At 75.6% G+C, this 20,070-nt stretch carries 17 protein-coding genes, 2 pseudogenes and 1 riboswitch; of the genes and pseudogenes, 9 read left to right on the forward strand and 10 right to left on the reverse strand.

Annotated elements, in window-relative coordinates; genetic code table 11:
• The first annotated feature begins 126 nt into the window (after positions 1-126).
• Entirely contained in the window at positions 127-732 is a 606-nt protein-coding gene (locus tag ACF1AL_RS21160) for a response regulator transcription factor (protein ID WP_384208152.1), read from the forward strand.
• Between the two features lie 228 nt (positions 733-960).
• Here ACF1AL_RS21160 and ACF1AL_RS21165 read toward each other — a convergent pair.
• The 4 genes and pseudogenes from ACF1AL_RS21165 to lanKC form a co-directional block, all read right to left on the reverse strand.
• Positions 961-2,097: pseudogene (locus ACF1AL_RS21165) on the reverse strand (ATP-binding cassette domain-containing protein); the annotation flags it as partial.
• A gap of 470 nt (positions 2,098-2,567) precedes the next feature.
• Positions 2,568-4,307 carry an ATP-binding cassette domain-containing protein gene (locus ACF1AL_RS21170; RefSeq protein WP_391777563.1) on the reverse strand — a complete coding sequence of 580 codons (1,740 nt, stop codon included), beginning with the start codon at positions 4,305-4,307 and terminating at the stop codon, positions 2,568-2,570.
• An 88-nt stretch (positions 4,308-4,395) separates the two neighbouring features.
• Positions 4,396-4,512 carry a SapB/AmfS family lanthipeptide gene (locus ACF1AL_RS21175; protein WP_103782008.1) on the reverse strand — a complete coding sequence of 39 codons (117 nt, stop codon included), beginning with the start codon at positions 4,510-4,512 and terminating at the stop codon, positions 4,396-4,398.
• Positions 4,513-4,572: 60 nt separating this feature from the next.
• Positions 4,573-7,143, reverse strand: coding sequence for a class III lanthionine synthetase LanKC (gene lanKC, locus ACF1AL_RS21180; protein ID WP_391777564.1), 2,571 nt, complete (start codon positions 7,141-7,143; stop codon positions 4,573-4,575).
• A gap of 194 nt (positions 7,144-7,337) precedes the next feature.
• On the opposite strand from lanKC, the gene ACF1AL_RS21185 reads away from it, so the two are divergent.
• The 3 genes from ACF1AL_RS21185 (at position 7,338) to ACF1AL_RS21195 (ending at position 10,601) form a co-directional block, all read left to right on the forward strand.
• The gene (locus ACF1AL_RS21185; RefSeq protein ID WP_391777565.1) at positions 7,338-9,791 is read left to right on the forward strand and encodes a SpoIIE family protein phosphatase; all 2,454 of its coding nucleotides are present in this window, start codon (positions 7,338-7,340) and stop codon (positions 9,789-9,791) included.
• A gap of 57 nt (positions 9,792-9,848) precedes the next feature.
• The gene (locus tag ACF1AL_RS21190; protein ID WP_386913659.1) at positions 9,849-10,268 is read left to right on the forward strand and encodes a CBS domain-containing protein; all 420 of its coding nucleotides are present in this window, start codon (positions 9,849-9,851) and stop codon (positions 10,266-10,268) included.
• Positions 10,269-10,418: 150 nt separating this feature from the next.
• The gene (locus ACF1AL_RS21195) at positions 10,419-10,601 is read left to right on the forward strand and encodes a hypothetical protein (protein WP_391700274.1); all 183 of its coding nucleotides are present in this window, start codon (positions 10,419-10,421) and stop codon (positions 10,599-10,601) included.
• Between the two features lie 15 nt (positions 10,602-10,616).
• Here the strand turns inward: ACF1AL_RS21195 and ACF1AL_RS21200 are convergent, their stop codons facing one another.
• Together ACF1AL_RS21200 and ACF1AL_RS21205 are read right to left on the reverse strand one after the other, a co-directional pair.
• Entirely contained in the window at positions 10,617-11,201 is a 585-nt protein-coding gene (locus ACF1AL_RS21200; protein ID WP_391658577.1) for a hydrolase, read from the reverse strand.
• A gap of 142 nt (positions 11,202-11,343) precedes the next feature.
• Positions 11,344-11,799: a MarR family transcriptional regulator gene (locus ACF1AL_RS21205; protein WP_366838592.1), complete on the reverse strand. Its 456-nt coding sequence runs from the start codon at positions 11,797-11,799 to the stop codon at positions 11,344-11,346.
• Between the two features lie 201 nt (positions 11,800-12,000).
• On the opposite strand from ACF1AL_RS21205, the gene ACF1AL_RS21210 reads away from it, so the two are divergent.
• The 4 genes and pseudogenes from ACF1AL_RS21210 to ACF1AL_RS21225 all read left to right on the forward strand — a co-directional run bounded on the left by ACF1AL_RS21210 (position 12,001) and on the right by ACF1AL_RS21225 (position 16,207).
• The gene (locus ACF1AL_RS21210) at positions 12,001-12,501 is read left to right on the forward strand and encodes a metallophosphoesterase family protein (protein ID WP_386585907.1); all 501 of its coding nucleotides are present in this window, start codon (positions 12,001-12,003) and stop codon (positions 12,499-12,501) included.
• Between the two features lie 14 nt (positions 12,502-12,515).
• A complete protein-coding gene (locus ACF1AL_RS21215; RefSeq protein ID WP_391777566.1) occupies positions 12,516-13,946 on the forward strand; it encodes an MFS transporter in 1,431 nt (476 codons plus the stop codon).
• Between the two features lie 267 nt (positions 13,947-14,213).
• Positions 14,214-15,002, forward strand: coding sequence for a MerR family transcriptional regulator (locus ACF1AL_RS21220; protein ID WP_391777567.1), 789 nt, complete (start codon positions 14,214-14,216; stop codon positions 15,000-15,002).
• Positions 14,999-16,207 (forward strand): annotated as a pseudogene (locus ACF1AL_RS21225) (glycosyltransferase). Before ACF1AL_RS21220 ends, ACF1AL_RS21225 begins: the two are co-directional and overlap by 4 nt.
• A 3-nt stretch (positions 16,208-16,210) precedes the next feature.
• On the opposite strand, the gene ACF1AL_RS21230 reads toward ACF1AL_RS21225, so the two are convergent.
• From ACF1AL_RS21230 to ACF1AL_RS21245, 4 genes are all read right to left on the reverse strand, one after another.
• The gene (locus ACF1AL_RS21230; protein WP_391818174.1) at positions 16,211-17,452 is read right to left on the reverse strand and encodes a YncE family protein; all 1,242 of its coding nucleotides are present in this window, start codon (positions 17,450-17,452) and stop codon (positions 16,211-16,213) included.
• A gap of 317 nt (positions 17,453-17,769) precedes the next feature.
• Complete coding sequence (locus ACF1AL_RS21235) at positions 17,770-18,621, reverse strand: bifunctional 5,10-methylenetetrahydrofolate dehydrogenase/5,10-methenyltetrahydrofolate cyclohydrolase (RefSeq protein WP_366838598.1); 852 nt, start codon at positions 18,619-18,621, stop codon at positions 17,770-17,772.
• A 19-nt stretch (positions 18,622-18,640) separates the two neighbouring features.
• Positions 18,641-18,723: riboswitch (ZMP/ZTP riboswitch) on the reverse strand.
• Positions 18,724-18,875: 152 nt separating this feature from the next.
• Positions 18,876-19,157 carry a hypothetical protein gene (locus ACF1AL_RS21240; RefSeq protein WP_391826876.1) on the reverse strand — a complete coding sequence of 94 codons (282 nt, stop codon included), beginning with the start codon at positions 19,155-19,157 and terminating at the stop codon, positions 18,876-18,878.
• Positions 19,145-19,510 (reverse strand): nuclear transport factor 2 family protein, encoded by a 366-nt coding sequence (locus ACF1AL_RS21245; protein WP_391777570.1) that lies wholly within the window; start codon positions 19,508-19,510, stop codon positions 19,145-19,147. The genes ACF1AL_RS21240 and ACF1AL_RS21245 overlap by 13 nt, the downstream gene beginning before the upstream one ends.
• A gap of 172 nt (positions 19,511-19,682) precedes the next feature.
• Between ACF1AL_RS21245 and ACF1AL_RS21250 the strand changes: the two genes are divergently transcribed.
• Entirely contained in the window at positions 19,683-19,976 is a 294-nt protein-coding gene (locus tag ACF1AL_RS21250) for a hypothetical protein (protein WP_366838601.1), read from the forward strand.
• The last annotated feature ends 94 nt before the right edge of the window (positions 19,977-20,070 follow it).

Consider the following 20,070-nt stretch of genomic DNA (forward strand, 5'->3'; position numbering starts at 1 on the left):
ACCACACCCGTGCGCCCCCGCGCATCCCGATGGCCGGATCTCCGCCCCCGGGCCGCTGTCACGAACGCCAACAATGGGGCACGCGTTCAGCACACGTCGCCGGCGCAACGAGCTGAAGGGGGAGCGGTGATCCGGGTTCTTCTGGTCCATGACGCGTCTCTGGTGCGGTCCGTCCTCGCGGACTGGCTGCGGGGGGAGGAGGACCTGCGCGTCCACGACACCTCGTGGCGGTCCGCCGCGGCCCGGCTGCGCTCGCTGCGGCCCGATGTGTGCGCGGCGGACCTGGAAGGCTCCGACGCACCCGGCGTGCCGCCCCTTGCCGAGTTGTGCGGGCGGGAAGGGCGGCCGGGGGCCCGGCTGCTGGTGCTGGCCGACGCGAACCGGCCGGGGCTGCTGAGAAGAGCCCGGGAGGCGGGGGCGCTCGGCTATGTCGGCAAGGGGGGCGCGCCCCAGCGCCTGCTGGAGGGCATCCGGCGCGTCGCCGAGGGGGAACGTTTCGTCGACGACTCGCTCGGCTTCGGCTTCCTGGAGGCCGCTCAGATGCCGCTGACCAGCCGTGAGCTGAGCGTGTTATCCCTGGCCGCCGGGGGCGCCTCCGTCGCGGAGATCGCCGGGAGCCTGCACCTGTCCCACGGGACGGTGCGCAACTACATGGCGGCCATCACCCGCAAGACCGGCGCCCGCAACCGCGTCGACGCCATCCGTATCTCCCAGGGTCAGGGCTGGGTGTGAGCGGGCACCCCAGTGGCCGACCAGGTCGCGGTACAGCGGCGAGCCGGCCATGAGCTCGCGGTGCTTGCCGTACGCCGTGCGCGGCCCGTCCAGCACCAGCACCCGGTCGGCGCGCCGCGCCGAGCTGATGCGGTGGGCGACGACGACCAGCGTGCCGCCCGGCCGCCGCGCGAAGGCCCGTTCCGCGCGTTCCTCCGCCTCCGGGTCCAGGTGACAGGTCGCCTCGTCGAGCAGCACGAGCGGCGCGTACGCCAGATAGGCCCGGGTCAGCGCGATCAGCTGCCGTTCGCCCGCCGACAGCGCCGCCGGGTCCACCGGCGCCTCGGGGCCGCCCAGCCGCTCCAGCAGCGGGGTGAGGCCGATCGCGTCGGCCGCGGCGAGCAGTTCGGACCCGGGTACCGGATCCGGCCGCAGCAGGCCGAGGTTCTCGGCGACGGTGCCGCCGTGGACGTACGCCTCCTGGGGGACGAGCACCCGCAGGGCGGCGGCCCGCGCGGAGGGCACCGGCGCGCCGTACACGTGGACGGCGCCGCGCACGGGCTCCAGCAGGCCCGCGACGAGCGCGGTCAGCGTCGACTTCCCGATGCCGCTGGGCCCGACGACGACCAGGTGCGCGCCCGGCGTGAGCGTGAGGTCGAGGCCGTCGATCACCGGGGCGGCCCCGGGGCCGTAGGCGAAGGTGAGGCCGTCGAGGCGGAGGGCGGGCCCGGCCGGCGGGGGCGCGGGCACCACGGACGGCGGTGCGGGCACCACGGACGGGGGCGTCGCGCTCCGGGGGCCGGCCGTGTCCGGCACGCTGCCGGCGTGGTTCGGCCGTTCGCCGGCCGTCTCCGGCACCAGCCGCCGCAGCACCACCGTCAGGCGCGCCCCGCTGGTGCCGAGGCCGTGGACGAGCGTGCGCAGCGCGGGGAGCAGGGACTGGGTGACGTAGGCGAGTGCCCCGACCAGGGCGCCCGGCGTCACGCCCCGGGCGAGCAGCCAGGGCGCCGCGGCCGGCAGCAGGACGGCCGGGAGGTGGCCGCCGACGGCGAGGGCCGCCGTGCGCCACACGGAGCAGCGAGCCAGGGAGCGCGCCGCCCGCAGTTCCGCCTCGACGTCGGCCCCGACGTCCGCCGCGATCCGCTCCTCCGCCCCGGCCGCCGTGATGTCCCGCAGACCGGGGCAGACGTCGCCGAGGCGTGCGGCGAGCGCCTCGTCGGCGACCAGGCAGGCCTCCTGCCGCCGGGCCAGCGGGCGCAGCGTCGCCGCGAACAGCGCCACCCCGAGGGCCAGCGGCGGGCCCACGACGAGCAGCAGCGGCGGGGCGAGGGCCAGCAGCCCGGCGACGGCGCCGGCGGCCGTGAACACGAACGAGCGCGCCACCATCACCAGCCCGGCGAAGGTGTCCCGCGCGATCTCCACCTGCTGGGTTAGCTTGGACAGCGCTCCGTCGTCCGCCTCGCGCACCCCGCGCGCCACCACCCGCGTCACCAGGTGGTCCCGCAGCGGCTCCACCAGCGCGGCGACCGCGCCGTAGACCCGCCCGGTGCCCCAGGCACCGGCCAGCACGCCCGCGCCGGCCACCGCCAGCCAGACCAGGCCCGTCCCGGCACGCCCGGCCAGGAACCCGTCGTCGAGGGCGCGCGCGAGGGCGTACCCGAGCACGAAGGTCTGCCCGGTCTCCAGCACCGACCAGCCGGCCAGCCGCAGCAGCACCGCCCACCGGCAGCGCAGGAACCGCAGCGCCCGCGCGTACGGTCCGGCGCGCCCCGGCCCGCTCCTCGTGGCCGTACCGGCCGTGGGCGGTCCAGGGTCCGCACGCCCCGCGCCGCGTTCCGCCGTGGCCGGCCCGTCGCTCACCGCCGGTCCTCCTCCTCGTCGTCCGCGCCGCCGAAGACCGCGCGGTAGTCCGGGTCGTGCCACAGCGCCGCGTGCGGTCCCACGGCCCGCACGCGGCCGCCGTCCAGCCAGGCCACGGCGTCCGCGCGGGCGGCCGTGGCGGCGCGGTGGGCGACCAGCAGGCGGGTGCCGTGCGCGCCGGGGGCGGTCAGGGCCTCGGTGATGCGGTGTTCGGTGACGGTGTCGAGGCTGGACAGCGCGTCGTCCAGGACGAGCAGCCGCCCGCCCCGGGCGAAGGCCCGGGCCAGTCCTAGGCGCTGGGACTCGCCGCCGGAGCGCGGGGCGTCGGCGCAGACGGTGGCGTAACCGGCGGGCAGGCGGCGGACGAAGTCGTCGGCGTGCGCGGTGCGGGCCGCCTCCCGGACCCGGGCGGGGGAGGGGTGCGGCAGGCCGAGGGCGAGCGCGTCCTCCACCGTGGTGCCCAGCAGCACGGGGCGGTCGAACGCGCAGGCCACCGCGGTGCGCAGCTCCTCGCGGGACAGCTCCCGCAGGGGCACCCCGTCCAGCAGGACCTCCCCGGCGTCCGGGTCGGCGAGCCGTGCGGCGAGCGCGGCGAGCAGCGACTTGCCCGAGCCGGAGCGGCCGACGACGGCGAGCGTGCTCCCGCCGGGAACGACCAGGTCGACGCCGTCGAGCACGGTGCGCCCGCCGCGCCGCGCCGTCACGCCCCGCAGCTGAAGCCGTCCGGGCCCGCCCTCGGGCAGCCGCCGGTCGCCGTGGTCCGGCGCGGGCACGGCGTGCAGCTCGCCCAGCCGCCCGGCCGCGGCGCGGGCCCGGGCGACGGAGGTGAGCTGCCCGACGAGCGCGCCGACACCGGTGGCGAGCACCGCGTACCGGGAAGCGGCGAGCAGTTCGCCGGCCGTCAGCCGGTGCCGTGCCAGCAGCAGGCCCGCCGCCGCCACCACCGCGAGCTGCAGCAGCGGTGCGACGGCCACGGCCCGCGCGGCGGCGCGGCCCTGCACCCGCCACATCCGGTGGCCCGCCTCGGACAGTGCGGGCAGCGGGCGCAGGATCCTGGCCGTCTCCCGCTCCTGGAGGCCCGCGGCACGGATGGTGCGCCGCCCGGCGACGGCCTCGGCCAGCGCCGCCGCCATCCGGCCCTGCACCCGCTGGTAGTCGGCGACGCAGGCGGCGGTGTCGCGGGAAAGGGCGCGCAGCAGGAACCAGAGCGGCGGCGCCCCGGCGAGCAGGACGACCGCCAGCCAGGGGTCGATCAGCGCCAGCGCGACGACTCCGCCGACCGGCACCGCGACGGCGGCCGGCAGCCCGGCGCGCGCGGCGGGTGCGGTGCCGGCCGCCGCGGCGTTGCCGACCAGCCGGGCGACCAGCTCACCCGCCGGGAAGCGGTCCTGGGCGCGCGGGCCGAGGGCGAGCACCTGGCCGGTCGCGCGGTGGCGCAGCCAGGCGGTGGTGCGGGCGTCGAGGGTGCCGTGGAGCACCGTCGTGGCCGCGTCGAGCACCGTCGCGAGCAGCACGAGCGCCGCGCACAGCAGTACCCAGCGTGTCGCGTCCGCGCCCGCCAGCAGCAGGTCCAGGGCCCGGCCGAGCGCCGCCGGCAGCAGCAGCCCGGCGCCGGCCGAGGCGACGCCGGCCAGGGACAGGGCCGTCCGGCGGGCCGCGCTGTGCCGGGCGGCGTCGCGCAGCAGCACCGCGCCCTCGCGGGTTCCCGCGTCGCCTCGCTGGTGTGGACGTGGCATGCCGGCCGCTTTCACAGAAGAGTGAGGGCCCCGGGTGTCCCCTCCCGTGCGGGAGGGGACACCCGGAGCCGTGGTCACGCGGGAGGCGTCACAGACAGAGCAGAACGCTCGCCGCGCTGATGCAGGACAGCAGGCTCACCGTGCTGGCGCCGCCGCCGTCGGTGTGCTCCTCGGACTCCAGCGTCTGCAGGTCGAGCAGTGCCATGATTCGTCCTTCCGTCATGGGGACAGGGGTGGTGTCACGACCGCGGGACTGCGGCCGCGTCTAGTGGGGCCGCGTGAGCGGCGGGAGGAACGGCAGGTGTGCCGGGCCGGGGCCGTCGAGGGCCGCGCCGAGCGCCAGCAGACAGCCCGCCGTTCCGGTGGCGAGGTCCATGGAGAGCCGCATCATCTGGTGGCCGGGGAAGGCGAGCTGGCCCTGGTACGCCATCGCGTACCAGCCGAGCCCGTTGATCTGGCCGGCCAGCCGCTCCGGCGCGGCCCCGGTGCGGCTGAGGTGCAGGATCATTCCGGCGCGGCCCTGGAACAGGCCGGGCTGCGCGTAGAAGCGGCAGGTCGCGGCGGTCAGCACGCCGTCGCGTACGGCGGTGAAGTCCCCGGCGGCCCGCGGCGCGTGGCTGAGGAAGTCGTCCAGCACCATGCCGATCCCGGCGCTGCCGTCGCCGAGGTAGGGCAGGGTGCGCCAGCCCTCGTCGACCTCCAGCGAGCCGCCAGGCCGTACCACGCAGCGCTCCAGGTCGCGCTGCAGCGCCGTACCGGCCGCCCGCAGCAGCTCCGGCTCCCCGGTGCGCTCGTACTGCCGCAGCAGGAACAGCGCGGGCCCGCTCGCGCCGCGCAGCAGCCCGGCGCGCCGTTTCGGCGCGGGAGGTTCCGCCAGGCGTTCCACCAGGATCCGCGCGGCCTCGGCGGCCCGCTCGCCGAGCTCCCGCTCGCCGGTGGCGTCCGCGAGGGCGCCGAGGACGAGTCCGAGGCCGGCCAGACCTCCGTGCAGGTCGGAGGAGAGCTGCTGCCAGCGCTCCTTCAGGATGCCGTCGACCAGGTCCAGCGCCCGCTGCCGGTGGCCCAGCAGCTGCAGCACGTGGGCGACGCCCGCGAGACCGTCGTACAGCCCGAGCGGGGTGCCCGCCGGCGCGGGGCCGGTGCGGTCCAGCAGCCAGCGTTCGCCCTCCTCGTAGCGTTCGGCGCCGGTGGCGGCGAGCGCGTACAGCACGCCGGCCGCCCCGTGGGCGAGGCCGAGGCCGCCGCCGTCGGAGAACTGGGCGATGTCGCCGGGGAAGAGCCGGTCGTCGCGCTCCGGGGTGGCCGAGGCGAGGATCGCCTTGGTCATCGAGTCCCGGCTGTGCGGCCAGTCCGCGGGATCCACGAGCGGGACGGACCGCGCCGGCCGGCCGGTCGTGCCCCGGGTGATCTCGGCGACCGCCTCGGCCAGGAAATCCGCCGGCACTTGCGGGAACTCCCGGGCGATCACCTCCGCGAGGTGCGCCGCCTTGCCGCGGTCCACCACGAACAGCGTGGTCACCGGCAGGAACAGCGCGAGCCGCAGACAGGCCAGCGCGTAACGGTCCACCTCCGCGCCCCGCCGGTCCGGCGGCGCGAAGAAGCCGGGGTGGGCGACGACCTGGCGGCCGTGCTCCTCGACGGGGGCGGCCGCCTCGAAGTCGATCAGGTACACCGACTCCTCGTCGGGGGAGACCATGATGTTGAACACGTGCAGGTCGTTGAAGACGATCCCGCGGGCGTGCACCTTCTCCACGGCCTGCTCCACGGCCCGGTGGATGCGCACCGCCCACGCCGTGTACGCGGCGACCTCGCCCGGGTCCGGGTCGGGCGCGAGCAGCGGGTGCCGCTCGGCGAAGAACGCGTTCAGCGGCCGCCCCTCGACGAAGTCCGTCACCAGGAACCGGTGGTCGCCGAGCGTGAACCAGTCCCGGACCTCCGGCACCACGCCGGTGCCCGCCAGCCGCTCCAGCGCCTCCTTCTCCCGCTCCAGCCGGGCGATCGCGTCGGCCCCGTCGGAGGCCAGCCCCGCGTGCGGCCGGCCCTCCTTCAGCACCACCTTGCGGCCGGTGCGGGTGTCGACGCCGACGTACACCCCGCCGCCGTTGGAGAAGTGCAGCGCCTTGTCGATGCGGTACGGCAGCTCGCCCACCGTCGTGGTGTTGCGGGCCGCCAGATGCGGCTCGAGGAACCCGGGCAGGCTCACCCACTCCGGCATCTGGAAGGAGGGCGTGCGCCGGTCCGGCACCAGCCTGCCCTCCCCGTCGCGCACCGCCGGCACCAGCGCGCCGCGCTCGTCGACGACGTAGGAGCGCGCGAAGGCGCCGTAGCGGACGTACAGCGGGCCCTCGCCCCAGCGCAGGTCGGTGAGGATGTAGGGGCCCTCGAAGCCCTCCAGCAGCGCGCCCAGCTCCGTGAGGACGGTGTGCAGCTGCTCCTCGCCGTCCGGGTAGACCGTGACGAACTTGCCGCTGGTGTCCCGCCCCGCGTACTTGGCGTTGCGCAGGTGCAGCAGGTGCGGTCCGGGCACGAACTTGAACGGGATGCGGCGCGGCACGCAGTAGTCCCACACGATCGCCGCGATCCGCTCGGCGTTGGCGCGGGTGGCCGAGGCGTGGATCTTCCAGCCCTGCGCCGGCCCCGCCGACGGACGGCCGTCCTCGTCGAGCGGCGTCAGCGTCAGCCAGTCGCCGATCCGGGCCGCACTCCAGCCCGCGGGTGTCTCGCGGCGCGCCGTCTCGAACAGCGGTGCGGCCTCGGCGTCACCGTCCGACAGCCGGTCCGGCGTGTCGTAGAAGTGAGAGTCCGCGAGCGCGTACACCTCGTACCGCTTGTCCATGCATCCCCCTGTTCCGGTCCGACCCCGAGACTTCCAGTAGCCGGGAGGCCACCGACAGTCACGTCTGTCACGAGGTCGCCGTGCGGAACTCATGCGTCAACAGATGTTCGGATCGTTTCGAGCACCACCGCCCCGCCTCGTGCCGCACGGTCGCAGGGGCTGCGCACACCGCCCGTCCGCGCTGTAATACGGACGTGGTCAGTGAGGGAGCGGCGGGACGCGGAACGCGCACACTGCGTGCCGAAGCTGCCCTCAAGGCGCTCACGGGCGAGCGCGAGTCACTCGAACGGGTGCGCAAGGTCCTCGAACAGGCGCTGGTCTTCGCCGGCGCCCACCTGGCCGCCGTCTACACCCCCGGCGAGGACGCCGACCTGCTGTGCCTGGTCGAGGCCGTCGGCGTGCCGAGGTCCCTGTACGGCGTGCGCGAGAGCTACCTCGCCTCCGGGCGCTCCCCGGCCGCCGAGGCCCACCGCACCGGCCGCCCGGTGTGGCTCGGGCCGAAGGAGCTCGCCGCGCGGGTGCCGCCCCGGCGGGTCGCCACGCTGGACTTCCACCTGGCCGTGCTGCCGCTGCGCGGCTCCGGCGGCTGCCTGCTCGCCGTCACCGACGACACCGGCGGCTTCGACGGCGACGCCCGCGCGTCCCTGGCGCTGATCGCGGACGCCGTCGCCGCACCGCTGCCGGCCGCGTCCGGCGAGGCGGGGGAGCTGCCCGCCAACGCCTTCAGCCTCGCCATGGACAGCGGGCGGGTCGCGGTCGGCGACGGCATCCTGCGGCTGTTCGGGCTGAGCCGGGAGGAGTTCGACGGCAAGGTCGAGACGCTGCTGCGGCTCACCGTGCCCGAGGACCTGCCCGCGCTGATGTCCGTGGTCGAGCTCGACCACATGTCGATCGGCGACCGTGAGCTGGAGTTCCGCATCCTGCAGCCCGCCGGCCCGCCCAAGTGGCTGCGGCTGCGCGGCCGGCTGCTGCCCGGCGGCGAGGGCCGCCCCGCCCGCCTCGTCGGCACCGTCGACGACACCTCCGAGCTGCGCTCCGGCCTCACCGACGTGGCCCGGGTGCAGCACCTGGCGGCCACCCTCGCCACCGCCGGCACCGTCCGGGACGTCAGCCAGGCCGTCGTCTCCGCGCTGCGCAGGCCGCTGCGCGCCGACCGGATCGCGCTCGCCGAGCTGGAGGGCGACCGCCTCGTCGTCACCGTCCTCGACCCGCCCGAACCGGAGGCCTGGCCCGAGCTGTGGCGGCGGGAGTGGCGCAGCGAGTGGCCCGACGCTCCGGTGCGCGCGATGCCGACCCTCGCCGCCGCGCTGCGGGAGGGCCGCGCCCAGATCTGGCCCGCCGGCACCGCGCTGGAGCCCGCCCTCGCGGAGGTCGGCCCCGGCGGACTCGCCGTGCTGCCGCTGCCCGCCGGCACCCGCATGGCGGGCGCCTGCCTCATCGGCTGGGACACCCCGCACGACTTCGGCCCCGACGAGCGCGCCCTGCTCACCGCCTCCGCCGGCCTCGCCGGCCAGGCCCTGCTGCGCGCCCACGCCTTCGACGCCGAGCACGAACTGGTCGGCATGCTGCAGCGGCAGCTGCTGCCGCGCCGGCTGCCCGCGCTGCCCGGCGCGGTCGCCGTCGCCCGCTACCTGCCCGCCACGGCCGGGCTGGAGGTCGGCGGCGACTGGTACGACGTCATCCCGCTGCCCGACCACCACGTCGCCCTCGTCATCGGCGACGTCCAGGGCCACAGCACGGCCGCCGCCACCCTCATGGGCCAGATGCGCACCGCGCTGCGCGCCTACGCCGTCGAGGGCCATCCGCCGGACGTCGTCGTCTCGCACGCCAACCGGCTGCTCGCCGACCTGGAGACCGACCTGTTCGCCACCTGCGCCTACGTCGACCTCGACCTGGAGTCGGGCTCCGCGTGGTGCGTACGGGCCGGGCACCTGCCGCCCGTGCTGCGTCACCCGGACGGCAGCACCGAGATCGCCGAGTCCGACGGCGGGCCGCCGCTCGGCGTGCTCCCGCAGGCGGACTTCCCGCTCAGCCCGCTGTCGCTGCGCCCCGGCACCGTGGTCGCGTTGACCACGGACGGGCTGGTGGAGTCCGTCGACGCCGACATCGACACCGGCATGAACCGGCTCGCGGGCGAGCTCGGCGGCTGCCGCGTGGCCGACCTCGGCGCGGTTGCCGACACCCTGCTGGGCAACGCCCACCGCAGCGACGACGTCGCCCTGCTCCTGCTGCGCTACGACGGCATGGCCTCGCGCCCGCTGCGGGAGAGCTGGACGGTGTGGCGGGTTCCGCAGGCGGTCGGGCACGCCCGGCGGTTCGCCCGGCGCAGCCTGCGCTCCTGGGGCGTGCCGTCCTCCGACGCCGACGCCGCCCTCCTCGTCGTCTCCGAACTCGTCACCAACGCGCTCGTGCACACCGAGGGCCAGGTCCGGCTCAGCCTGACCCTGGTCAACCACCGGCTGCGCATCGCCGTCACCGACGCCTCCCCGCGCACCCCGGTCAAGCCGACGAGCATCGGCTGGGAGGCCACCGGCGGCCGCGGCATCCTCCTGGTCGAGGCCGTGTCGGACGCCTGGGGGACGGTGCCGGTCAGCGGTGGCAAACAGGTGTGGAGCGAGATCGATCTCGCCCGCGGAAACCCTGTGTGAGCGCGGGCTCGCGGGTACCCGGCCCCCGCGAAGCCTCGACGCAGAAGGAGTCACGTCATGACCCAGCACGTCCGCGACATCATGACCGCCGACCCGGTCACCGTGGAGCCGCAGGCCTCCGTCACCTCCGTGGCCCGGCTCATGCGGGACCAGGACCTCGGCGCCGTCCTGGTGACCGACGGCGACGACCTGCGGGGCGTGGTCACCGACCGGGACCTGGTCGTGCGCGGCATCGCCGACGGCGGCGACCCGGAGCAGACCACCGTCGCCGGCATCTGCAGCGACGACGTGGTGACCGTCGGCCCCGACGACGAACTGGACGTCGCCATCCGCCTGATGCGGGAGCACTCGGTGCGCCGCGTGCCCGTCGTCGACCACGGCCACCCGGTGGGCATCGTCTCCCTGGGCGACACGGCCATGGAGCGCGACCCGGAGTCGGCCCTCGGCGACATCAGCGCGGCCCGGCCCAACGTCTGACGCCGCGACCGCCCGCCGGGGCGGCGGCGCGTCCGGCGCGTTCGAACGGCACCTGCTGGGACGTCTGTTTGAATCCGGGACGTCCGGGGACTCGGCGACTTGGCGCGCACGAAGGATCAGCGCACGCAGCAAGAAGGAAGATGAGACCCCGTGACGACCGCGCAGTCCCAGGAGAAGACCGTCATCCGCCGGCCCGAGACGGGTTGGGCGAGGGCACGCCGGCTGCGGCGCCAGCACGCGCTGCGCACCTGCCAGCCCGCCGTGGAGGACCCGGCCGGAGCGCCCGCGTCGCGCACCGGCACCGAGTGGAACATCGTGCGCGGCGAGGACTGACCGCCGGACGCGGCGTCACCCGTGCGTCTTGGCGAGGAGTTCGAGGATCTCGTCCGTCGTCCCCGTCTCGCCCAGCCGCGGGAAGATGCGGCGCACGCTGTGCGCGTGGGCCTCGGCGTCCATGTCGCTCATCGCGTCCGTGGCCAGGGTGACGTGGTAGCCGTGCTCGTGCGCGGCACGGGCCGTCGACTCCACGCCGATGCTGGTGGCGATGCCGGTCAGCACGATCTGCGTCACCCCGCGGCGGCGCAGCTGCACATCGAGGTCGGTGCCGTGGAAGGCACCCCAGTTGTGCTTCGTGACGGTGATGTCGCCCGCGTGACCCGCCAGTTCCGGCACGATCACGTCCCAGCCCTCGGGACGGGCCCCGCCCGCCCCGGGGGTTTCGGTGCGTCCGGGGACGGCGTCGGCGCCGTCGGCGGCGAACGACACCCGCACCAGGACGACCGGCAGGCCGCGCTCCCGGAACGCGTCGGCCAGCCGGGCGGAGCGGGCGACGACGTCGGCGCCGGAGTACGGCTGGACCGGGGCCGCGGCGATGCCGGCCTGCAGGTCGATCACGACGAGAGCGGTGCGCGGGTCGAGTGCGGTGACTGCCATGGGAGTGCCTTTCGGTGAGGTTCTGCGGTGGGGGAGGGGCGCCCGACGGCCGGGCGGGCACGCGGCCTCGGGGGACGCGCGGTGACGGGGGACAGGCGGCGACAGGGGACCGGCCCCCGGCGTCAGGGGACGCGCCGCGGTGTCACGGCCGCGACAGCCGTTCCAGCAGCGCCAGCGCGTCCAGCACCGTGCGGCGCTCGTCCTCCGTGTAGCGGTCCTGCAACGCGCGGGCCAGCCACTCCTCGCGCGCCTGCCGGTCCCCGGCGACCCGGTCCTGACCGGCCTCGGTCAGCGTGACCAGCTGGCGGCGGCCGTCGGCGGGGTCGGGGCTGCGCCGGATCAGCCCGTGCTGCTCCAGCGCGGCGAGCGTGGCCGCCATGGACTGCGGGCGCACGCCCTCGGCGGAGGCCAGCGCGCTCGCCGTGGCCGCGCCGTGCTTGCCCACCAGGGTGAGCGCCGAGACCTGCGACGGGGTGAGCGCGTCGTCCCCGGCGACCTCGCGGACCCGGCGGCGCAGCCGGCTGATCAGCACGCGCAGCTCCTGGGCGGCGCGGGCGGCGCTGCCGGAGATCTCCCCGGGGTGCTCGTCGTAGGACATGGCCTCGACAGTAATTTCTTCAGGCAAAACTGTCCAGTTTCAGCTGAACAGGTGTGACTGACGAATGGGCACGGCGCGACGGCCCGCCCTGAGCCACGCGTCCCGCGCCACGCGTCCCGCGCCACGCGCCACGCGCCATGCGCGCGCCGAGAGCCGCGAGCCGACGCCCGACGGCACCGGCCGCCGCCGTACGCTCGAAGCGTGCGTCTGCTGCTGATGTCCGACACCCATCTGCCCAAGCGCGCCAAGGAGCTGCCGGCGCCGCTGCTCGCCGAACTGCCGCAGGCCGACGTCGTCGTCCACGCCGGGGACTGGGTCGACGTGGCCACCCTCGACCTGCTGGAGCAGCGCAGCCGCCGGCTGCTCGCCGTGTACGGCAACAACGACGGCCCCGAACTGCGCGCCCGCCTGCCCGAGGTGGCTCGCGCCGAGCTGGGCGGCCTGCGGTTCGGCGTGGTCCACGAGACCGGGCCCGCCCAGGGCAGGGAGGCCCGCTGCGCGGCCCGCTTCCCCGACCTCGACGTCCTGGTCTTCGGGCACAGCCACATCCCCTGGGACACCACCGCGCCCGGCGGACTGCGGCTGCTCAACCCCGGCTCCCCGACCGACCGCCGCCGCCAGCCCCACTGCACCTACCTGACCGCGACCGTGGCCGACGGCCGCCTCGGCGACGTCGTCCTGCACCGCCTCCCACGGCGCTGACGGCAGGACGCCCCATGGCCGGCACCCCCCTGACGCTCCTCAAGCGCGCGGTACGGCCCCCCGCGCGGCCCGTGAGGCCCTGGGCTGTGCTCGTCGTGATGTGCGCCGGGTACTTCCTGGTCCTGCTCGACGTCACGATCGTCAACGTCGCCCTCCCGGCGATCGGCGCGCGGCTCGGCACCGACACCGGCGGACTGCAGTGGGTGGTCGACGGCTACGCCCTGGCGCTCGCCGCCCTGATGCTGACCAGCGGCACCGCCGGCGACCGCCACGGCCACCGCGCCGTCGTGCTCACGGGGCTGGCGGTCTTCGGCGCCGGATCACTGGCCTGCGGGCTCGCCCCGACCGCGCCCGCCCTGGTCGCCGCCCGCGTGGTGCAGGGCGTCGGGGCCGCGCTCCTGCTGCCGGGCACCCTCGCCGTCATCGGCCGCGCCTTCCCCGACCCCGCCGCGCGGGCCCGGGCGATCGGCGTGTGGGCCGGCATCGGCAGCCTCGCGCTGCCCGCCGGGCCGCTGCTCGGCGGCGCGCTCGTCGACGGCCTCGGCTGGCGGGCGATCTTCCTGGTGAACGTGCCGATCGTGCTCGTGGCCCTGGTGGGCGCCGCCGTCGTCGTCCCGGAGAGCCGCGAGGAGTCGGCCCGCCGTCTCGACGTGCCCGGCATGTTGCTCGGCGCGCTGCTGCTCCTGGCGGCGACGTACGCCTTCATCCAGGGCGGACGGTCCGGCGCGGGCGCGCCGCAGGTGGTCGCGGCGGCGGCCGTCGCCCTGGCCGCCCTCGCCGCGCTGGCCGTCGTCGAGGCGCGCCGCGGGGAGGACGCCATGCTGCCGCCCACGCTGCTCCGGCGTCCGGCCTTCGCCGTGGCCAACACGGCCGCCGGGGTGATGAACCTATGCACGCTGGGCACGCTGTTCGTGCTGATGCTGTTCCTGCAGTCCATGCAGGGCCGCTCGGCGCTCCTGGCCGGTCTCGCGCTGCTGCCGCTGTTCACCCCGCTCGCCGTGCTCGGGCCGTTCGGCGGCCGCATCACCAGCAGGGTCGGTGCCCGGCTGCCGGCCGCCGCCGGCCTGCTCGTCGCGGCCGCCGGGCTCGCACTGCTGGCGCGTGCGCCCGCCGGCGCGGACTATGGCGTACTGCTGCCCGCCTTCCTGCTGTGGGGAACCGGGCTCGGCCTGCTCACCCCGGCCGTGGTCGCGGCCGCCGTCGCCGCCGTGCCCACCGCGCGCTCGGGCCTCGCCTCCGCCGTCAACAACACCGCCCGCCAGACCGGCGGCGCCATCGGCATCGCCGTCGCCGGAGCCGTCGCGGGATCCCCCAGCGACCGGGACCGCTTCCTGCACGGCTTCCACGCCGTGGCGCTGGGCTCCGCCGCCCTCTACACCGCCGCCGCGCTCCTCGTCCTCGCCGTCCTGCCCGGCGCGCTGCTGCCCGGTAGGAGCAGCGGCTGATCGGCGGGCCGTGGACATGGGCCGGGCCGCCTCACCTCGAGGCGGCCCGGGCGCTGCGAGTGGATTGCGCTGTCACGGACCTCCTTAGGACGACGGTTCCGTAGCGGCGATGCATGCGTGCATGCCTCGCATATACGCCGCGACTACCCCCGCCCGCCACCCTCACACCCCCTCGCGGAAATTTCTTCCGGCACCCGTCCCGCAGGGCTCGGTTGACCCTGACCTGGCGTCAGGGTTCAGGGTGGGACCCGACGAAAGGGCAGGTGCATGAGCTACACGGTGCGACAGGTCGCGCAGTTCGCCGGAGTGACCGTGCGGACCCTGCACCACTACGACCGTTCCGGTCTGCTCACCCCCAGCGACCGCAGCAGGGCCGGATACCGGCTGTACGACGACGCCGACCTGGCCCGGCTGCAGCAGATCCTCTTCTACCGGGCGCTCGGCTTCCCGCTGGAGCGCGTCGCGGCGATTCTCGACGACCCGCAGGGCACGGCACTGGATCAGCTGCGGGCCCGCCGACGGGAGCTGCGGGAGGAGATCGCCCGCCTGGAACGGCTCGCCGGGCTCGCCGAGCGGGCCATCGAGATCCAGCAGACCGGGGTCCCGATGACCCCGCAGGAGCGCCGCGAGGTCTTCGGCGAGATCACCTTCGATCTCAGCTACGCCACCGAGGCCGACCTGCGGCACGGGGAGTCGGCGGCCCGCCACGAGGCCATGGCGCGGGCCGCCGCGCACAGCAAGGAGGACTGGCGCCGGCTGATGGCCGAGGCCGCCGACTGGCGCGTCAGGCTCCTCGCGGTGTTCGACGCCGGCGAGCCCGCCGACGGCGAGCGCGCCGCGGACCTGGCCGAGGAACACCGGCGGCACATCGGCCGCTGGTTCACGTCCTGCCCGTACGACATGCACCGGCGGATCGCCGACGACTTCCCCGCCGACCCGAGGGCGTTCGCCCTGGTCGTCCCGCCGTCCCAGCAGCGGCCCGGACTCGCCGCGTATCTGCGCGACGCCGTCCACGCCAACGCCGACCGCCGGACCGTTTTCGAGGAAAGAGCATGAGAATCCTGATCGCGGCGGCCGGATCACGCGGCGACGTCGACCCGTACACCGGCCTCGGTGCCGCGCTGCGCCGCGTCGGACACGACGTCGTCCTCGCCGCCACGGAGCCGTACGCGCCCCTGGTCCACGCCGCCGGCCTCGGCTTCCGGCCGCTGCCCGCGGCACGGCCGGCCGAGGGCACCGGCCGACGGGCCCTGCTGCGCACGGCGGCCGATTTCGTCACCGCACTGGGGCGCGGCTTCGCCGACGCCGTGGACCCGGCCACCGACCTGCTCCTGCTGTCCGCCACCACCGCCCCGCTCGGCTGGCACATCACCGAGGCGACCGGCATCCCCAGCCTCGGCGTCCACCTCCAGCCCACCGCGCCGACCAAGGCCTTCCCGCCCCCGGTCACCGGCGTGCGCTCCCTGGGCGGCCCCGGCAACCGCGCGGCGGGCCGGTTCGCGCTGCGCCTGACCGACCGCGTCTACCGGCCGGCGGTCGCCGCCCTGCGCCACCGGCTCGCGCTGCCCCCGCTCGGCCCGTCGGCCGCGCGCCGCCGCCAGGAGACGGCGCGGTGGCCGGTGCTGTACGGCGTGAGCACCGCCCTGGTGCCGCGCCCCGCCGACTGACGACCCGGCCTGGAGATCGTGGGCGCCTGGCATCCGCACGTCGAGCCCGGGCGACGGCTGCCCGCCGAGGTGGAGGACTTCCTGGGCGCCGGCCCCGCGCCGGTGTTCGTCGGCTTCGGCAGCATGGCCGCCGGGCAGGGGGAACGGCTCGGCGCCCTCGCCGTCACCGCGCTGCGCCGCGCCGGACTGCGCGGCATCCTCCAGTCGGGCAGCGCGGGGCTCACCGCCGAGGGCGACGACGTGCTGTGCGTCGGCGACCTGCCGCACGCGCTGCTGTTCCCGCGCATGGCGGCGGTCGTCCACCACGCCGGAGCGGGCACCACGCACGCCGCTCTGCGCGCGGGCGTCCCCGCGGTGCCCGTACCCGTCACGGCGGACCAGCCGTTCTGGGCGGCCCGGCTCGCCGCGCTCGGCGCCGCCACCGCGCCGGTCCCGTTCCGCTCCCTGACCGCCGGTCGCCTCGCCGACGCGCTCGGCGCGGTCACCCGGGAGCGGGGTCACGCTCGGGCCGCGGCACGGGCCGCCCGGCACATGGCGGCCGAGGACGGGGCGGCCGCGGTGGTCCGGGCGGTCGAAGCGGCGGCCGCGCGCTGACGCTCAGCTGCTCGGGCCGCTCCAGTCGGCGCTCACGTGCCCCAGCCGCACCCGCTGCGGATGGTCGCCGACCGGGACCGACAGCCGCTTGCGGCCCGTCGCGAAGTCGATGGCGGTGACCTGGTCGGCGCCGCTCTCGGAGATCACACAGTCCCGCCCGTCGCCGCTGACCGTGGCCCAGTAGGGCTTGGACGCGGGGACCAGCGGACCCTCCTGGAGGGTGGCGCGGTCGACGACGGTCGCGTAGTCGTCCATCGTGCCCGCCACGCACAGCTTGCTGCCGTCCGGCCTCATCGACAGCCCGTGGTGGCGGGAGTCGTTGACGAAGGTGGTGCGGTCGTCGCCGGTGGCGGGGTTCTTCGGCAGCGTCTTGGTCCGGGTGATCCGGTCGGTGGCGAGGTCGTACTCGAAGAAGCCGTTGAAGAACGACACCTGGAAGTAGAGCTTGGACTCGTCGGGGGAGAAGACGGCCGGCCGCACCGCGTCGGAGTAGTCCTTCAGCCCGATCGCGTCGAGCCGCTGCCGCATGTCGATCACCTTCACCGGCTGGTACGTGGTCGCGTCGACGACCGTGATGTGCCGGTCGCCCTTCGTCCAGTCCAGCCAGGGCGCGTCCAGCGCGGTGTTCACATCACCGATCGCCATGTTCCACAGGTACTTGCCGTCCTTGGTGAAGATGTTCTCGTGCGGCTTGTCGCCGGTGGCGAAGGACCCGAGTTCCCGGCCGCTGGTGATGTCCAGGACGTGCACGGTGTTCGCGGTGGACGCCGACACCGCGACCCGGGTGCCGTCGGGGGAGACGGCCATGTGGTCGGCGCGGTAACCGGCCACCGGGAAGCGCCAGTTGAGCTTTCCGGTGGCCAGGTCGATGGAGACCACGTCGGCGAAGCTCGGCCGGGAGACGACGACCGACCGGCCGTCGGGCGTGGAGTACATGTCGTCGGCGAACTGGTCGTGGCCCTCGCCGACGCTGTTGCGGATCGCCATGAAGTACACCCACTTGACGGGGTCGGCGTTGATCTCGGCGAGCCGCTGCTGCTTGTCCGGTACGACATCGATCCGGCCGATCCGCGCGAAGTCCCCGCTGGAGGCGATGACGTCGGCGGTGCCGTCCCAGTTGTTGCCGACGAACAGCACCTCCCGCAGGGGATCGGCCTCGGCACGGGCGGCGGTGGCGGGCGCGCCGGCGGTGAGCGCGAGGGCGGCGGCGACACAGCACAGAAGTCTGGGCCTGAAGGCGGGCATGACGGCTCCTCGGGGTGGGGTGGAACCCGAACACACGTGATGCGCAAGCGACTTACTGAAAAGTAAGGAAGGGGAGGCTGTCCCGGCAAGATGCGCGACACACCCGGTCACGGTCTGACGTGATCCGCGCCGCAGTGGTGGACGACGGCCACCCCGGCGTCCGGCCGTCCCGGCGTTTGGCCACCCCGGCGTCCGGCCGTCCCGACGCCGGGTCGCTGCGGCGGCCAGGCGACCAGGCGGCCGGAGCGGCCGGAGTTCTACGTCGATCAGACCGCCGCGATGATCAGACCGCCACGCCGATCAGGCCGCCGCGCTGATCAGGCCGCCCCGAGCTGCCGGGCCGCCGCGTCCACCGTCTGCTCCAGGAGCGTGGCGATGGTCATCGGGCCGACGCCGCCCGGCACCGGGGTGATCAGCGACGCCCGCTCCACCGCCGAGTCGAAGTCGACGTCGCCGACGTTGCCCTCGTTGTAGCCGGCGTCGATCACCACGGCGCCCGGCTTGAGGTCCTGGCCACGGATCAGCCGGGGGCGGCCCACGGCCGCCACCACGATGTCCGCCTCCCGCACGGCCGCCGACAGGTCCGGGGTGCGCGAGTGGCAGTAGGTGACGGTCGCGTCCCGCGCGAGCAGCAGCATGCCGGCCGGCTTGCCGAGGATCGCGCTGCGGCCCACGACCACCGCCCGCTTGCCGGACGGGTCGACGCCGTAGGCGTCGAGCAGGCGCATGATCCCGCCGGGCGTGCAGGACACGAAGCCGGGCAGGCCGAAGCTCATCGTCGCGAAGGACGCGAAGGTGACGCCGTCGACGTCCTTCTCCGGCGCGATCGCCTCGAAGGCCGCCCGCTCGTCGATGTGGTCGCCGACCGGGTGCTGGAGCAGGATGCCGTGCACGGACGGGTCCGCGGACAGGTCGCGCAGGGTGGAGACGAGCTCCTGGGTCGTCGTGCTCGCGGGCAGCGCCACATGGCGCGACGCGATGCCCGCGGTACGGCAGCGGTTCTGCTTCATCCGCACGTACGTGACGGACGCGGGGTCCTCGCCGACGAGCACCGTGGCGAGGGCGGGCGCCGTCCCCGTGCGCTCGGTGAGGTCGGCGGCGCGCCGGGCGGTCTCCTCGACGATCCGGCGGGCGAGCGCGGTGCCGTCCATGAGGCGGGCCTGGGTCATGTGCACTCCTGAGCGGTGTGACCTTCGCCCAGGCGCACGGCATCGACTCTGCGGGACCGCTCCCGGTGGTGCTCCACCTCAGCGCCAGTCACGGTCCGCGACCAGGGTAACGGAGGCGTCCCACGCCCCGGGGGCCGGGACGGCACGCCTGACCACGACGGTCCACCGGGCCGCCGCTCACCACCCGCTTACCACGACGGTCCGCCGGGCCGCCGCTCACCACCCCCTGACCGCGGCGTCCACGGAGCCGCCGCTCACCGCCTCCGCCGGTGCCGCCTGCGGACGGTGGGCACCGCCCGTACCGCCCGTACCGTGCGAGCCGTCCGCACGGGAGGCGGCCGCAGGCGCGGGCGGGCCGCGGTGAGGACCGCGCGCACCACGGCGGCGGACACGCGCCGGGTCGCCGCGGTGACCGGCCGCGGCCGGGAGACCTGGGCCGCGCCCGCCTTGCCCCGTCCGGCCCGCGCGGAGAACGTCCAGGTCAGCCGCGAGCTGACCTGGACGGAAGCTCCCCGTCGGCGCGCTACTCGTCCCATGCCTCGATCATGATCTGCTCGGAGATCTTGCCGTCCCGCAGGGTGAGCATCGACTCGGACAGGACGCGGGTGCCGTCGGGATACCGGCAGGACTCGCTGTACGCCGCGTGGTCGCCCTCCACCACGCACTGCTCGAGCTTGTGCGTCAGGTCGCGGCTGTAGACGTCGGCGAGCATCGCGCGGATCTCGTCGCGGCCGTGCAGCACCTTCGGGTTGCTGGGCTGGGCGTTGCGGTTCACCAGGCGGATCTCCGCGTCGTCCGCGTAGAGGGACGCGAGCGTGTCGGCGGTGTCCCCTTCGATGCCCCTGCGCAAGGTCTCCGTGTCGAATCCGGTGTCTGCGGTGGTGCCCATGGTGACCTCCTTGCCGGGCCCGCGACCCGAGGAAGGGACGGGCCGCACGGGCCTAACCCAAAGGCTCCTCCGCCCCGCCGGGCTCGGCAAGCGCAGCCGCCGGGCTGCGCCTGACGGGTGAGCGGCCCGGCGTGGCCGTGTCCACCCGGCCCCCGCGGCCGTTGTCGAAGGCATGATCTCCACTCGTCGTATCGTCGCCGCCGCCGCACTCGCCGCCGGGGTCGCCGGTCTCACCGCACCCACGGCGAACGCCGGTGTCCTGGGCTCCGACCAGCTGAACCCGATCAGCGTGCTCGACTCGCTCACCACCAGCGAGATCCCGGCCGAGCACCGGGACGAGGTCCCCCGGGTCTCCCAGCAGCTGGCCGGGCTGAACCAGGTCAACGAGCTCAACAAGCTGAACGAGCTGCACCAGGTCACCGACCTGGTCGCCCCGGTGACCGGCCTGCTTCCGGCCGTCGGCTGAGACCACCGCACGCATCGGGGGCCGCCCGTCGGGGCGGCCCCTCGGCATGTCCCGTCCGCTCCCCTCCGCGGAGGGGAGCCGCGCGTAGGGTCGG

Source organism: Streptomyces sp. NPDC014801 (assembly GCF_043082085.1).
Taxonomy (GTDB): domain Bacteria; phylum Actinomycetota; class Actinomycetes; order Streptomycetales; family Streptomycetaceae; genus Streptomyces.

Coding starts and splice junctions, on each gene's coding strand:
- ACF1AL_RS21170 (WP_391777563.1), bottom strand. CDS start 4,307: ATGCCACGTCCACACCAGCGAGGCGACGCGGGAACCCGCGAGGGCGCG.
- ACF1AL_RS21175 (WP_103782008.1), bottom strand. CDS start 4,512: ATGGCACTGCTCGACCTGCAGACGCTGGAGTCCGAGGAGCACACCGAC.
- lanKC (WP_391777564.1), bottom strand. CDS start 7,143: ATGGACAAGCGGTACGAGGTGTACGCGCTCGCGGACTCTCACTTCTAC.
- ACF1AL_RS21190 (WP_386913659.1), top strand. CDS start 9,849: ATGACCCAGCACGTCCGCGACATCATGACCGCCGACCCGGTCACCGTG.
- ACF1AL_RS21200 (WP_391658577.1), bottom strand. CDS start 11,201: ATGGCAGTCACCGCACTCGACCCGCGCACCGCTCTCGTCGTGATCGAC.
- ACF1AL_RS21205 (WP_366838592.1), bottom strand. CDS start 11,799: ATGTCCTACGACGAGCACCCCGGGGAGATCTCCGGCAGCGCCGCCCGC.
- ACF1AL_RS21215 (WP_391777566.1), top strand. CDS start 12,516: ATGGCCGGCACCCCCCTGACGCTCCTCAAGCGCGCGGTACGGCCCCCC.
- ACF1AL_RS21220 (WP_391777567.1), top strand. CDS start 14,214: ATGAGCTACACGGTGCGACAGGTCGCGCAGTTCGCCGGAGTGACCGTG.
- ACF1AL_RS21230 (WP_391818174.1), bottom strand. CDS start 17,452: ATGCCCGCCTTCAGGCCCAGACTTCTGTGCTGTGTCGCCGCCGCCCTC.
- ACF1AL_RS21235 (WP_366838598.1), bottom strand. CDS start 18,621: ATGACCCAGGCCCGCCTCATGGACGGCACCGCGCTCGCCCGCCGGATC.
- ACF1AL_RS21240 (WP_391826876.1), bottom strand. CDS start 19,157: ATGGGACGAGTAGCGCGCCGACGGGGAGCTTCCGTCCAGGTCAGCTCG.
- ACF1AL_RS21245 (WP_391777570.1), bottom strand. CDS start 19,510: ATGGGCACCACCGCAGACACCGGATTCGACACGGAGACCTTGCGCAGG.
- ACF1AL_RS21250 (WP_366838601.1), top strand. CDS start 19,683: ATGATCTCCACTCGTCGTATCGTCGCCGCCGCCGCACTCGCCGCCGGG.